This window comes from Candidatus Xenohaliotis californiensis, assembly GCF_963930935.1.
In the GTDB taxonomy this organism is placed as follows: Bacteria; Pseudomonadota; Alphaproteobacteria; order Rickettsiales; family CAWVOK01; genus Xenohaliotis; species Xenohaliotis californiensis.
The window spans coordinates 20531-33366 of record NZ_CAWVOK010000009.1 but is presented as its reverse complement, the minus strand read 5'-3'; the positions used below and the strand labels follow the sequence as shown (position 1 = coordinate 33366).

The 12836-nt window shown below is 31.2% G+C and carries 15 protein-coding genes and 1 pseudogene; 8 read left to right on the top strand and 8 right to left on the bottom strand.

Features of this window, described 5'->3' with window-relative positions; all coding sequences use genetic code 11:
* Positions 1-6: 6 nt before the first annotated feature.
* Together AABI72_RS01175 and AABI72_RS04970 are read right to left on the bottom strand one after the other, a co-directional pair.
* Positions 7-162: a hypothetical protein gene (locus AABI72_RS01175; RefSeq protein WP_338363633.1), complete on the bottom strand. Its 156-nt coding sequence runs from the start codon at positions 160-162 to the stop codon at positions 7-9.
* An 18-nt stretch (positions 163-180) separates the two neighbouring features.
* A pseudogene (locus tag AABI72_RS04970) lies at positions 181-345 on the bottom strand (hypothetical protein); the annotation flags it as partial.
* A 142-nt stretch (positions 346-487) separates the two neighbouring features.
* Here AABI72_RS04970 and AABI72_RS01165 point away from each other — a divergent pair.
* Positions 488-1744, top strand: coding sequence for a S41 family peptidase (locus AABI72_RS01165; protein WP_338363629.1), 1257 nt, complete (start codon positions 488-490; stop codon positions 1742-1744).
* A gap of 130 nt (positions 1745-1874) precedes the next feature.
* Positions 1875-2432, top strand: a complete 558-nt coding sequence (locus AABI72_RS01160) for a hypothetical protein (RefSeq protein ID WP_338363627.1) — start codon at positions 1875-1877, stop codon at positions 2430-2432.
* An 18-nt stretch (positions 2433-2450) separates the two neighbouring features.
* Here AABI72_RS01160 and AABI72_RS01155 read toward each other — a convergent pair whose 3' ends face one another.
* Positions 2451-3308, bottom strand: a complete 858-nt coding sequence (locus AABI72_RS01155; protein ID WP_338363625.1) for a hypothetical protein — start codon at positions 3306-3308, stop codon at positions 2451-2453.
* 327 nt (positions 3309-3635) lie between these two features.
* Here AABI72_RS01155 and yidD point away from each other — a divergent pair, with 327 nt between their 5' ends.
* Entirely contained in the window at positions 3636-3827 is a 192-nt protein-coding gene (gene yidD, locus AABI72_RS01150; protein ID WP_338363623.1) for a membrane protein insertion efficiency factor YidD, read from the top strand.
* A 120-nt stretch (positions 3828-3947) separates the two neighbouring features.
* Here yidD and rnpA read toward each other — a convergent pair whose 3' ends face one another.
* Genes rnpA through ribB form a run of 3 tightly spaced genes read right to left on the bottom strand, consistent with a single transcriptional unit; the run spans position 3948 to position 5092 of the window.
* Positions 3948-4307, bottom strand: a complete 360-nt coding sequence (gene rnpA, locus AABI72_RS01145) for a ribonuclease P protein component (protein WP_338363621.1) — start codon at positions 4305-4307, stop codon at positions 3948-3950.
* Positions 4308-4315: 8 nt separating this feature from the next.
* Complete coding sequence (rpmH, locus tag AABI72_RS01140) at positions 4316-4450, bottom strand: 50S ribosomal protein L34 (RefSeq protein ID WP_338363619.1); 135 nt, start codon at positions 4448-4450, stop codon at positions 4316-4318.
* Between the two features lie 3 nt (positions 4451-4453).
* Positions 4454-5092, bottom strand: a complete 639-nt coding sequence (ribB, locus tag AABI72_RS01135) for a 3,4-dihydroxy-2-butanone-4-phosphate synthase (RefSeq protein WP_338363617.1) — start codon at positions 5090-5092, stop codon at positions 4454-4456.
* A gap of 60 nt (positions 5093-5152) precedes the next feature.
* On the opposite strand from ribB, the gene ppsR reads away from it, so the two are divergent.
* From ppsR to AABI72_RS01120, 3 genes are all read left to right on the top strand, one after another.
* Positions 5153-5959 (top strand): pyruvate, phosphate dikinase/phosphoenolpyruvate synthase regulator, encoded by an 807-nt coding sequence (gene ppsR, locus AABI72_RS01130; protein ID WP_338363615.1) that lies wholly within the window; start codon positions 5153-5155, stop codon positions 5957-5959.
* Complete coding sequence (locus tag AABI72_RS01125) at positions 5959-6618, top strand: RlmE family RNA methyltransferase (protein ID WP_338363613.1); 660 nt, start codon at positions 5959-5961, stop codon at positions 6616-6618. The genes ppsR and AABI72_RS01125 overlap by 1 nt, the downstream gene beginning before the upstream one ends.
* A gap of 410 nt (positions 6619-7028) precedes the next feature.
* A complete protein-coding gene (locus AABI72_RS01120) occupies positions 7029-7985 on the top strand; it encodes a hypothetical protein (protein ID WP_338363611.1) in 957 nt (318 codons plus the stop codon).
* A gap of 149 nt (positions 7986-8134) precedes the next feature.
* Here AABI72_RS01120 and AABI72_RS01115 read toward each other — a convergent pair whose 3' ends face one another.
* Both AABI72_RS01115 and AABI72_RS01110 read right to left on the bottom strand, forming a co-directional pair.
* On the bottom strand, positions 8135-10531 hold the full coding sequence (locus AABI72_RS01115; RefSeq protein ID WP_338363609.1) for a type II secretion system protein: 2397 nt from the start codon (positions 10529-10531) through the stop codon (positions 8135-8137).
* Positions 10532-10704: 173 nt separating this feature from the next.
* A complete protein-coding gene (locus AABI72_RS01110) occupies positions 10705-11415 on the bottom strand; it encodes a triose-phosphate isomerase family protein (RefSeq protein WP_338363607.1) in 711 nt (236 codons plus the stop codon).
* Positions 11416-11585: 170 nt separating this feature from the next.
* Here AABI72_RS01110 and AABI72_RS01105 point away from each other — a divergent pair, with 170 nt between their 5' ends.
* Together AABI72_RS01105 and AABI72_RS01100 are read left to right on the top strand one after the other, a co-directional pair.
* Positions 11586-11936, top strand: a complete 351-nt coding sequence (locus AABI72_RS01105; RefSeq protein WP_338363605.1) for a hypothetical protein — start codon at positions 11586-11588, stop codon at positions 11934-11936.
* A gap of 24 nt (positions 11937-11960) precedes the next feature.
* A complete protein-coding gene (locus AABI72_RS01100; protein WP_338363604.1) occupies positions 11961-12794 on the top strand; it encodes a hypothetical protein in 834 nt (277 codons plus the stop codon).
* Positions 12795-12836: the final 42 nt, after the last annotated feature.

Below are 12836 nucleotides of genomic sequence, written 5' to 3'. Positions count from 1 at the left end.
AAATATCTATTGCATAGGAACAGCTGGAAGTTCATTGAACAAACCCTCTTCTGAAGAAGCACTGCTGCCTTCCTGTTCTGTTAATGTAGGAATCTGTATATTAATAACTTTATTTTTATGATTCAGCAATGCCACAGCTAGGCTATTGCAAAAAAACAGCATGGCAAAGCACATAATAAGCTTAGAAGAAAAAGACATTGATTTCCTAGTGTTCATAGATCCAACATTACTTATATTCGCCCCTATGCCACTTGTAACACTTGCTGAGGATGGTTGCGAAAGCAAAATTAAAACAATTAAAATGATTGAAATTAGTAAATGTGTTGTGACAAAAAAAGCCAACATAACATCTCCAAGAATACATTGTAAGACTTGATAGAAAAAGCCTAAACCTTAAGTAAGTAAATATACATTACAACAAACTAATTGTCAAAGATATAGAAAAATGATATTAGATTACTTTGAAGATATAATTTACCCATGCATCATGCGAAAAATAATCTCAGTACTAATTATATGCATATGTATTGCAGTTAATACCTTGGCAGAAAATGACCAAAATACTTTAAAACAACTAAAAAAATTTGGTGATATTTTTGAAAAAATTCGTAATGAATATGTTGATCCAGTGACTAGTGATAAACTAATTGAACATGCTTTAAATGGAATGCTTACTGGTCTAGACCCCCATTCTGGGTATCTTAACTCTACAAGTTTTAAAGAAATAAAAATGCAAACCAAAGGTGAATTTGGTGGACTTGGCATGGAAGTCACAATTGATAATGGCTTTGTTAAGGTTATGTCTCCAATAGATGATACACCTGCTTTTAAAATGGGCATTAAACCAGGTGATTATATAACTGCAGTAGATGATAAATCTATAATTGGCTTAAGTTTACAAGAAGCTGTTACAATGATGCGTGGTGAAGCAGATACAAAAATCAAATTAACTATCATTCGAGCAGAAGCTAAAGATCCCTTAGAAATTATATTAACAAGAGATATTATTAAAATAAATCCTATTAAAGCACAACTGTATAATGATGTTCTTTATATTAGAGTAGCATCATTCACAGAACAAACATCTGAGTCAATAAAAAAAGAGCTTAAAAAGCACAATCTAAGTAGCAGAAAAGCCAAAGTTAAAGGAATATTGCTTGATCTACGCAACAATCCAGGTGGTTTATTGAATCAAGCAATAGGTGTCACAGACTCATTTATCTCATCTGGTGAGATTGTGTCCACAAGAGGTAGACATAAAGAAGACATTACGCGATACAATGCATCTGGTAAAGACATTACATCTAACACACCTATGGTTGTACTAATAAATGGTGGTACTGCATCTGCATCTGAAATTGTTGCTGGTGCTTTACAAGACCACAAGCGTGCAGTACTAGTTGGCACCAAATCTTTTGGCAAAGGATCAGTGCAAAGCATTATTCCATTCCAAAATGATTCTGCTGCTATTAGAATCACAACCTCACGATACTATACGCCATCTGGGAAATCCATACAAGCAGAGGGCATAACACCAGATATAGTATTAGAAAATGCCAAAGTAGAATTCTTAAATCACAAAACATACAAAGAATCCGATCTACCTGGCCATCTGCACAATAAACAGTCACAAACAAATAATAATACACACAAAAAAGCACGAGAAATTATGTACAGCACTGATGTGCAAATGGCTATGGCATATGACATAATTAAAGCAATTATTGCCTATAAAGCAATGTAACATCTTAACTGAGCATTATAAGCTACTGGTCAATTTAATAGCATTAGCATTATAATGCTATGCTGATTTAATTTTTCATTAAGCCTATCATGCTACAATTAATCTTACTAAAATAAAGCTATAATGCATCATGAAAAACAAAACATTGATATTATTTAACACCATGATGCTTGGTGGCATACTAGTTATTTTTACCAATGCATTCTCAGAGACAGCATCTTGTAAGTGTTCATTATCAAGCAAGACAATCAAAGACAGTATGCAAAAATCATTGCAAAACAGCGATATAGTGGTACATGGAGTAGTTACAGATATTGTCAACATTGATTCAGTGCACTATATTGCTAAAATCAGCAATAGCAATACTTGGCATGCAAGCCACAAACAAAACGTTGAGCTTAAAAAAAGTAACAATATCTTAGAAAAAATATTAAACAACACACTTCACAACAATCACAACAATATCAGTAGTACAGCAAAAAACACAATGAATGACTCATACTACTATATACTGTCGAGTCGTAATCCAGAAGACTGTGGAGCAGAATTTAAAACTGGATGGAATTATCTTGTTTATGCTAACAAATATAATAACTTACTCATTACTTCTGCATGCCATAGAACAGCAATAGCTGGTGAATTAGAAGTGGATATCACAGCATTAAACAACAGTAAAGCCAAAGATTAACAATTAACAACAAATAAATCAAACATCCAATTCTACTTGCAAACAAACATACCAAGCATCCTGATAACAAAAAACTGTTACCATTTTACAATTACCATCAATTTTATATTTTTTATAAAAATCCACCCAACCAATCTTAGGCAATCTGATACCATTGCCTTTTAAAATAACATTTTTTCTAACTCTAGAATAACCAAAAGTGATACGAAAAGAATTGTTAGGCTCTATTCCAGATAATATTGATGCTTTGTGTTTTTCTTTTGCAGGTAGTACATGCAATGCCAGATCTCTTAATTTCTGCTGTAAAGCAGTGCAAGATACTTCATTCAAGAATGCATATTTATCTGATTGCTTTAATAACGTTAACCAGTTGCACATTTCATTACCATTCATAAACTCATTCCAATTTGATGCAATAGAGTTGTTTACATATCTTTTAAGAATTTCACACGATTTAATATGTCTTTTTAAGAATTTCTCTAACTCTACACAACAACCATTCTCAAGTGTTGACTGGCTGTACAAAACATTCCTAAAATTTTGGTAAAAACCAGTAAAAAATTTTTCATATAAATTCTTTGGAGCTGACTTATTATGTAACAAATTATCTAATAGCGCTGAAAAATTATCTAACAAATCTAATAAATACAACATCTCCCTGCAATGTTTAACATTGCCAACAGATGCTTCCTGCTCTGCCTTATGATTATTAATACACATGAAGTACTGCCAAACAAAATATGAATGAGTAACAGTCTTCTTTAACTGCACACATGTTGTATCATCTGTTTTTAATTGTATTCTATATATCTTGTTTCTTTTTCTATTATTACTGCCTAATTTTATTACCACATCCATCATTTCCAATTCTACCATCTTTATATTTAATATTTCTAATTTCTAAATTATATGTACTGACTATCTTAGTTATATAATTTAATTACGTGTTAGTATCAATTTGCTAAACAAATAATCAACATGAAAAATAAATATATGAACTAGATAAAAAATATTGTTTACAATACACAACTATAAATATCAAAATATAAAAAATATACAACTATAGATATCAATAAACTAATTAATTTGATGCATAACCAATTACAAAATCACATAATAAAAACTAAAATTATTTTTATATTAATAAATAAAATGTATACAATTTACAATAATATTAAAAAAATAATCATAGCTATAATAATAATGCCTATTTATTTTTATAAAATTACAATCTCTCCTTTTATGCAGCACAGATGTCGCTTCTATCCTACTTGCTCACAATATTGTATAGATGTAATAAAAAAAAATGGATTAATACTGGGAATAACCAAAGGAGTAAAAAGAATCATAAAATGTCACCCATGGAACTTAGGGGGGCATGACCCAGTAGACTGAGTTAATAAAAAACTGGATAATAAACAAAAAAGGGCAAGAAGAATCATAAAATCTCACCCATGTAACTTAGGAGGGCATGATCCAATAGAAATAACATTAACTATCCAATATATTAACAAATTAATAATATTTGTGTGCTCTTTGTATACAAAAAACCAATTCACGCCTAAGTTCATCCAAGCTTTTCTCAACAGCCCTACGTTTACACACAACTATATAACATAAGTCTTGGCGTAAAATTGGTAGCATGTTTTTAATTGCTATGCGCAACAAACGCTTTATTCGATTACGCACAACAGCCCCACCAACTCTTTTGCTGATAGTTATGCCATATATTATAGAATTAACAGGAAATCTTTTTTTTACAGCACACAGCCTAGTATGTTGCAAAATTATGGAATGTGAAAAAACTACATTACCAAATTGGGCAACAATACTAAACTCTTTATGCCATTTTAGTGTTTGTAATTGAACACTCATTGCCAAAATTATGCAGATAAAATTCTTCTACCAGCCAATCTTCTGCGTCTAATAACGTTTCTCCCACCATGTGTGCGCATTCTAGCTCTAAATCCATGTCTACGCTTCCTAACAAGATTACTGGGTTGGTAAGTACGTTTCATTTTTTAGCCTATCATTTTCAAACGTTTCTTGTATTTTACAATTTCATCAATTGAAACAATCTTAATATTATAACTTTTTGCAAATGAAATCAAGCCATCTGTTCTCATCATCTCACCATTATCTGCCATAACTTCACAAATAACAGCCATTTTAGGTAAACCAGCCATTTCCATCAGCTCAATACTAGCCTCAGTATGACCAGGGCGTTCCAAGACACCGCCCAATTTTGCCACTAAAGGAAACATATGACCTGGCGACATCAAATCAGATGGTGTGCTGTTTTTATCTAACATGGTTTTTATAGTTTGCACCCGATCACGGCATGAAACACCAGTTGTAACACCATGTTTTTCTACTGCATCAACTGAAAGGGCAAAATTAGCAGTATGTTCTATGCTATTTTTCTTAGGTGATAAAACAAGGCCAAGGCGTAATATGTCAGCCTCTACAACTGTTACACATACTATACCTCGTGCATATTTAGTTAAAAAATTCATACTATCTGGAGTAATAAAAGATGCAGCAATCAATAAATCACCCTCATTTTCTCGATCTGCACTATCAATTACAATACACATCTCACCCATAGCTAAACCAGTCACTACATCTTCTACAGAAGATAAAAAAAAGGAAGATGACACACAAAGACCTAGCAAAAATTTGCTTGAATTCTATAATAAGAATAAAAATAAGTCAATAACATGCAGCATCACAATGTCTATCTAGTGTCAGACTTCACCTGTGAAACTACTGCAACAATTGCAAGAGCAATTTTTGCTAATTTTAACACAATCAAAATACAATCTTACATGTGGCCATTAGTAAGCAGTGAAAAAAGTGTTAATAATTTGATGTCTAATATAAAGAAAAAACCAGGTATAGTAATATGCACAATCTTCAATGATAGAGTACAAAACTACCTAATAAAACAGTGTAACAAAATCAATGTCCACTGTATTCCTGCAATCTCAGGGATTATAAAAGATCTAGAAAAATATTTACACACAAAAATTTCTACCAACAAAAATCAAATGAGTGGGAAAAAATCACTTAGCAGAATAGATGCAGTAGAATATACACTAGCACATGATGATGGGCAAAATCCCTCTAGTTTAGCTGAAGCTGATATTATTATTGTTGGTGTGTCTAGGACATCAAAATCACCAACCAGTATATATTTAGCTTACCGATATTTTAAAGTTGCCAACATACCATTTATTGGAAATACACCATCGGCGAAAATAATTGAATCATTAAAACAAAATTTTATTGTAGGGCTTACTATTGAGATGAATAAATTAATTGAACTAAGAGAAAACAGAATGTGTGCTATGGGCATGACAACAAAAAATCAACCATACACCAATCATGAAGATGTTGGAGATGAAATCAATGCGGCAAATAAACTATTCCAACACAATAATTGGCCCATTATTGATGTAACTCAATCATCTGTGGAAGAGACAGCAGCAAGAATTATACAACTATACAATATAAGGAAGAATTAATGACAAAAATCACCCATAACCTAAAACACACTATAAAAACTGCAAAAAAACGAAGCAACTCTTCTGCCCGATGGCTTAATAGACAGTTACATGATGTATTTACCATCAAAGCACAAAATGAAGGATACAGATCTAGATCAGCATACAAGATAGAGGGCATAGATAATAAATTTAACATTATAAACAAAAGCACTTTGATTCTTGATATTGGAGCAGCACCAGGTGGTTGGTCACAAGTTGCACGAAAAAAATCAAAACCATCTACGAAAATATGGGCTTTAGATATTTTAGAAATGGAACCATTAAATGGCGTGAACTTTATGCAATATGATATTACAACTAGCCATAACAAAATTAAGGAAAAAATTGGTAGACCAGATTTAATAATGTCCGACATAGCACCATCTTTTTGTGGTATTGCAGAAACAGATCATCTGCGTAGCATTGATCTATGTGAGTCAGTGCTGGAATTAGCGGAAGAAGTATTGTGTATAAATGGCAGTCTTGTATTAAAAATATTTCATGGTAGAGATGAGCCTAATTTTTTTACAAGAGTGAGTAAGATGTTTAACTCAATTAAACGCTTCAAGCCACCAGCCAGTCGCAAAGAATCTGGAGAATTCTACTATATTGCACTTAGCTTCAAGGGAAAACATTAAGTTAAATATCTATTAGTAAGCTTATACTTGTTCAATTAAATGAAGCACTAAGGAAGATAGTAATTAGTGTAACTAAAAATGGTTAGTAATTAAAACATCAAAGCAAAACATCAAATTATCCTATATTTAAACTTAACAATACACTTTTCTCTTAATAATTAGAATTTAATATTATTAAAATACATTGCAGAATTGTGATAGAATATTTTCATATCAATGAAACTAATCTGCTATTTTGTCTTATTCAAACCTGATAAAAAATCAAAAACAATACTAAATTAATTAATATATTGCTATCTAAATTAAAAACATAACTAATTAATATGAAAAATTATTGAATTATAGTTTCATAAAGACTTAAGGAAAAAAATATATACTTAATTTTATAACCAATCAGCAATTCTAAAATAATGACAGCAACCACTATAAAAACAGAACATGGTATATCAATAGTGGAGTCCATGGTAGTAATATCTATAATTGCTTTATTAAGTGTTGCAATATTAGTTAGTAGAAATCTAATAGCAGTTGCAGAGGCACAAAAAATAATTAATGAACTCACTACATTTGAAGAAGGAGTATTTGCTTTCTACATGCAATATCAATACCTGCCAGGTGACTTTCCAGATACAAAACTATGGGGAGATGAACACATAAAAAGCATCTGCAATAAAGTTACTCTAGACTTTAAATTAATAAAAGATGGCATGGATGCAGCATATATTGCTGGTGATGGAGATGGTATTGTGGCTACTGCATGGAAGGGCGAGAAAGATCCATATCCAACAGAAAGTGACATGGCCAGCTGTCACCTAGCATTATCTGGTTACCTACCATTGAATAAGTTGGGTTGTGGTGTGCCAAATTATAGTGAGGGTAACCCATCTCTTTTATCAGGAAATCTTGACAAAGATCTGCCATTCATACCTGGGTATTGGATTAATAATAAAAATCTTCTTCATATTCATAGCCAAATATCAAACAGAATAACAAAAGCAACAGATCTACATATGGCTCCAAAGGGCAATTCTATAATGTTGACTGGTAAATATAAAGATAGCTATTTGACAACAGGAATACCTATTGCAACTTATATTAGCTCATATGTATTATCTTTTTTAGATAAAAAAATAGATGATGGTAAGCCTGGTACTGGTAGAATTACATTTGGTAATGTTTATAGTAATAGTGGTAGAGGAACTGGAAGTAGCCTTCCTACTCTAATCTGCACTGCACTGAATCCTTTAGGTGTTGCAGAAAATCTATGCACCCCAGATTCTGAATTCACCAACATTAGTTATAGCAACAAGGATTCAGGCTATATGATCTATCAACCAAAATGGCTGCATGATTTAACTGAAAATTAAACTCAGTAAAAAGAAAAATGAAATATAGAACTAAAAAAACCATAACAGAACATAGTCAAAGCATTATGCATCACAAGTAATATAGCATTATGCTGTACACAAACACTGCAAACTAACACATCTAACATTACTATGTAATAACAATGCTGCTAGGATCTTCTATGTTGCTTAGCAATCTGCTGCAATAAGATAGGTTTATTTAAACCAACAGCAAGTATACTAACCATCTTGTGATTGTCTGCTATCTTGTTGTATTTTAATTTATTATGCTGTAAATAGTTATTATTATCCTTATACTGTTTTATATTCACATTATATGCTTGAGCTTTTCTTGTGCAGCATATGCTTGTTTTATTTTTTACATATTGTGTCATGATATGTGTACAATATTTCTGATTAATATGTTGATTCATATTATGTTTTAAGTGCTGTGTGTAATGAATATTGTGTTGCAGCAAATGCTTATTATAGATAAATTGTTGTTGCACATTATGAATACTTATTAGATTTTTTACTCCAATATTTGTATATATACTCATATTGTGCTTAATATTTTTATCAATACTTTTATCATATGGCCTAGTTTTACTCATACTAACACCCCATTTCTTTCCATCAACATCCTTATTTAATTGACCTACATTCTTTCCTGCAACTCCAGTATCTATATGATTATTATCTTTTGTTTTTTTATGTGCACTGCTAACACGGGAATATTTCTTACTGGAATCTTTCTTGTGATCAATGTTTTTATCTTTATTATTTTTATCTGCTGCCTTGTTGTTAGTACTAGTTGTAGTACTAGTTGTTAGACTATTATTATCTTTTGTTTTTTTATGTGCACTGCTAACACGGGAATATTTCTTACTGGAATCTTTCTTGTGATCAATGTTTTTATCTTTATTATTTTTATCTGCTGTCTGTTTATTGTCAAAATCTTTAGCAGTAAATTTATTAGATAGATTAATAGATATCTTTTGATTACCATAGCTTGGCGTATAAGTATTATTATCATGTGCTATGTTCTGTTTTCTAGGATTTAAATGAGCAGCACTATGCACATGCCTGTTCCTCTTATTGTATGATACAAATGGATAGTCACTGCTTATATTATAATTCTTTGTTATATAATTTGAATTTGTTACTTTATAATCTGAATATAGTGAATTTGTATCTTCTTCCATATTTTGCATATCTTCATTCATATCATGTGTATCTGATGAGTATGCTTTAATTTGTTGACCATTCTGTACTACTACTACCTCTTCCCAATTCTCTTCTGCTGTTACATCCATCTCCTCAGACTGATTATAATCATAATTATTAAACTGCCTAACCTTATCATTAAAATAAGATGCATTATTATATGCCAATAGTAATTCTAAATTACTGTTATTTTTGCTGTAGCATATACTATTCTGCATAGCACAATAATCTATTGGTGCTGTTAAGCTGGTTGTATAGGAGGATTGTGTGCCACCAACATCTATCTCATGCTGTTTTGATGGCTGCTTAACAACCATGTGTAACATTCGTTTTGATAGCTTCTGACCAACTGTGTGCTTATCATTAGATTGTTTTTTTACTTTTTCTTGCTCATTATCTGTATTTATAATAATATTCTCATGAGTATTAACATATGTTTGGTATGAGATATTAAGAAAATCTTCTGTTTCCCATGTCATAATATCATCATAATAATCCTCATTTAACTCCATAGAAAAAACTTCATCCACAAATTGCCCATTACCATTGCAGTTTGCTGTCTCTAAAGTTTTCTCATTACATGCATTAACAATAGTGCCATGTAAATTATATGCACCAATACCTCTTTCTCCATGACTTAATATTAAATATGCTGCCTCATGTTTACCAAGCATATTATTACCCATGCTATCTACTATTGTTATTGTTTTCTTAGATTTGGATAAATCAAATGCACAAGTACAACCAGTCGAATTTTCTATATCATCTGCACAACACTTGCTTTGCTTTCTTTTACAATATTTGTTGTCATTATTCCAGTTACAGCATGTGCTAGTAGTGTCTATTTCCTGACAACAACGTTTTTTTTCATTCTTGCACTCTTTCCCACCTTCTTCATTCCAGCAACATGGATTACTATTAAACCATATGTCACTATGCATATTGTCTTTAAGGTCTCTTAATTTTAAAATCTGTGAAAAACAAGGTTTATAACAAGATGCATTAATTGAGGTAGCAATTGTAATTTTATTATTCCAACCATCATAAGACATTGCCTCTGATATGCCCAATGTTATAAATGGTATAGTACCAATAGTAAAATTATCTTCTGTGGAGCACTTACCCTCTAATCCATATTCATCATCATTAATTTTAGCTGTGGGATTAGCAGGACATGGCAAGCGACCATGTGTTATAAAATAATTATGCAAAATCTCTCTTAAAGAATTGATAATAATCCTAGTATTTTCAATCTTACTCACTCTTGCTTGATGTTGTGCCAATGATATAAATGTTAATGATAACATGGCAGATATAATAATTATGACTATAGTCTGCATTAACAAAAACCCATGTTTTTTAAAGTACATGTATGTATTAATCAATCTTTAGTTGATGTGATCATATTAATGATTGATTTATTCTTTATTAAGAACACCACAGATATATAAATTTAACACAATTCTAATGCTACTAGCATTAATGATTTCTAAGTATATTTTAGATTAAAAGACTAATTACTACCTAGGTTTTTGCAAGCAGATTTTATTGCTTTATAAAAAACATAGGGTTTTGTGCTCATTCCACCAACCAACAATCCATCTGATACATCTAACAACTTACCAATATTGTCCATATTAACTGATCCACCATATATTGTTGGTAGTGATGTTGCTTGTCTGATTGTATTTAGCACCACTTTAACATGATTTATATCTGGCGTAATATTTGTACCAATTGCCCATTTTGGTTCATATGCAACTATTACATCATTAGCATTATGTAAGCCCAACTCTTGACATTGATTGACAATATTATTTAGTGCTTTTGCATCAGTACTATGATCTTCCTTGTATATACAAACAATTGGTTGAATTTGATGTTTAATTGCAATATCTATTTTATTTTTTATTATCTGATTATTCTCCCCAAACAACACACGTCGTTCTGTGTGCCCAACAATCACAAAGTCACAACCAACTTCTTTAAGCAATGAACATGACACTTCACCAGTAAAAGCACCATATGTTTGTTGTGAGCAATTTTGTGCACCAACTGCTATTGTGTTGTTAAAAATTTTTCTTGCTTGCTGTAGCAATGGGTATGGTGGACATACAATTAGTTTTATACTGTCATTTACATAATCCACAAAAACACTGATATACTCATTAATCATTGATACACCACCATTCATTTTCCAGTTAGCCACTATCAGCTTGGTCATTGCCCTTAGACCTAAAAATAAAATTTATCAAAATACTTTGTCATACTTTACTTAGTAAAGCAAATTTTATTAAAATTCATTAATTATTATTAAATATTTAACTAATTTATTAATAAATTTTTAATAAAAAAATGTCATATTAATTAAATAAACAACAAACAAAACTATATATGAGCAATAAAGAAATAGATAAAAAAAAGAATAGTTTAAATTTAACAGAAGAACTAGAAAGCCAGGAATCAAAATTGTCTAAGCTTACAAAAAAACTACTTAATTGGTTTAAGGGTGTGAAAAACAGTGTTGTTGATGTTGCCATCTCAGCAAATGAAAACATGCAAAACACCAATAAACACAATGTGCAAAACAACAAAAAATCTAAACCAAATAAGATAAAAAATGATCAACATGACAAGTCAAGCAACAAGTCAAAAAATGCATTACAGCCTAACAGCAAACTAAAGACAAAGGGACTAGTGTCTAAAAAAGCTATTGGCAATACAAACAAAGAAATTAAACATTAATCAAACAAACAATAGTAATAACTTATGAATTTAAAACACACTTCTACTCCTATCTTTTCGCCAAATGACGATGCAGGCAACCATACACCTGTAAGCACAAAACACCAAGCTAACCCTGTAAATTATATAAAAAAAAACCATGATTTAACAGCAGAGTCTGAAAACAAAGAACATAAAGACAACAACAAAAAAGAAAATCTTTTTGATGCAGTAAAAAACAAAACTAGAAATGCTAAAAAAAGATTAGGTAATATTAAATTACTTGGCAAATCAGAAAAAAAACAAAGTAACTATAATGCTTTTTCTAATCCCATTTATGGTATGGTGTTAGATGATAGTAATATCATACATTCCAAGCATCAAATCAGAGAGATATTAGATGAAGATGATCATTATGCTAGGATAGGTGATGTTAGTGATTCACCAAACTCCAGTGCTCCAGATGAAGATGATCATTATGCTAGGATAGGTGATGTTAGTGATTCACCAAACTCCAGTGCTCCAGATGAAGATGAGTCAGCATATAAAACTATGTATATGGCCATGAAATCAGTAAATAATAATATGGAGGCACTCAGGGAGTCAGTGTATGAAGATATGAGTGAAGCACTTAAGGAACCAGTCTATGAGAATATAGGTGATGTAAATCGTAGTGGGCTTGAGGAACCAGTCTATGAGAATATAGGTGATGTAAATCGTAGTGGGCTTGAGGAGGTGGTATATGACACAATAAAGCCTAACAAACATGGAGTGCATATAGCGCCTGATAACAAACCCAAAGAACAACCAGAACATAGCTACACACAGCAAATAATCCAAGAAAGAAGTAAAAAAAATCAAGGGCAGATAGAACTATAAACTAATTAATCAAATAAGCCTCACACAAACAAAACAAAAAGG

Bases quoted from the DNA above. Each gene is read 5' to 3' on its own strand.
- AABI72_RS01125 (WP_338363613.1), top strand. From the start codon at position 5,959: ATGACAAAAATCACCCATAACCTAAAACACACTATAAAAACTGCAAAA.
- AABI72_RS01175 (WP_338363633.1), bottom strand. From the start codon at position 162: ATGCTGTTTTTTTGCAATAGCCTAGCTGTGGCATTGCTGAATCATAAA.
- AABI72_RS01115 (WP_338363609.1), bottom strand. From the start codon at position 10,531: ATGCAGACTATAGTCATAATTATTATATCTGCCATGTTATCATTAACA.
- AABI72_RS01110 (WP_338363607.1), bottom strand. From the start codon at position 11,415: ATGACCAAGCTGATAGTGGCTAACTGGAAAATGAATGGTGGTGTATCA.
- AABI72_RS01160 (WP_338363627.1), top strand. From the start codon at position 1,875: ATGAAAAACAAAACATTGATATTATTTAACACCATGATGCTTGGTGGC.
- ppsR (WP_338363615.1), top strand. From the start codon at position 5,153: ATGCAGCATCACAATGTCTATCTAGTGTCAGACTTCACCTGTGAAACT.
- AABI72_RS01105 (WP_338363605.1), top strand. From the start codon at position 11,586: ATGAGCAATAAAGAAATAGATAAAAAAAAGAATAGTTTAAATTTAACA.
- rnpA (WP_338363621.1), bottom strand. From the start codon at position 4,307: ATGAGTGTTCAATTACAAACACTAAAATGGCATAAAGAGTTTAGTATT.
- AABI72_RS01165 (WP_338363629.1), top strand. From the start codon at position 488: ATGCGAAAAATAATCTCAGTACTAATTATATGCATATGTATTGCAGTT.
- AABI72_RS01120 (WP_338363611.1), top strand. From the start codon at position 7,029: ATGACAGCAACCACTATAAAAACAGAACATGGTATATCAATAGTGGAG.
- yidD (WP_338363623.1), top strand. From the start codon at position 3,636: ATGCCTATTTATTTTTATAAAATTACAATCTCTCCTTTTATGCAGCAC.
- AABI72_RS01155 (WP_338363625.1), bottom strand. From the start codon at position 3,308: ATGGTAGAATTGGAAATGATGGATGTGGTAATAAAATTAGGCAGTAAT.
- AABI72_RS01100 (WP_338363604.1), top strand. From the start codon at position 11,961: ATGAATTTAAAACACACTTCTACTCCTATCTTTTCGCCAAATGACGAT.
- rpmH (WP_338363619.1), bottom strand. From the start codon at position 4,450: ATGAAACGTACTTACCAACCCAGTAATCTTGTTAGGAAGCGTAGACAT.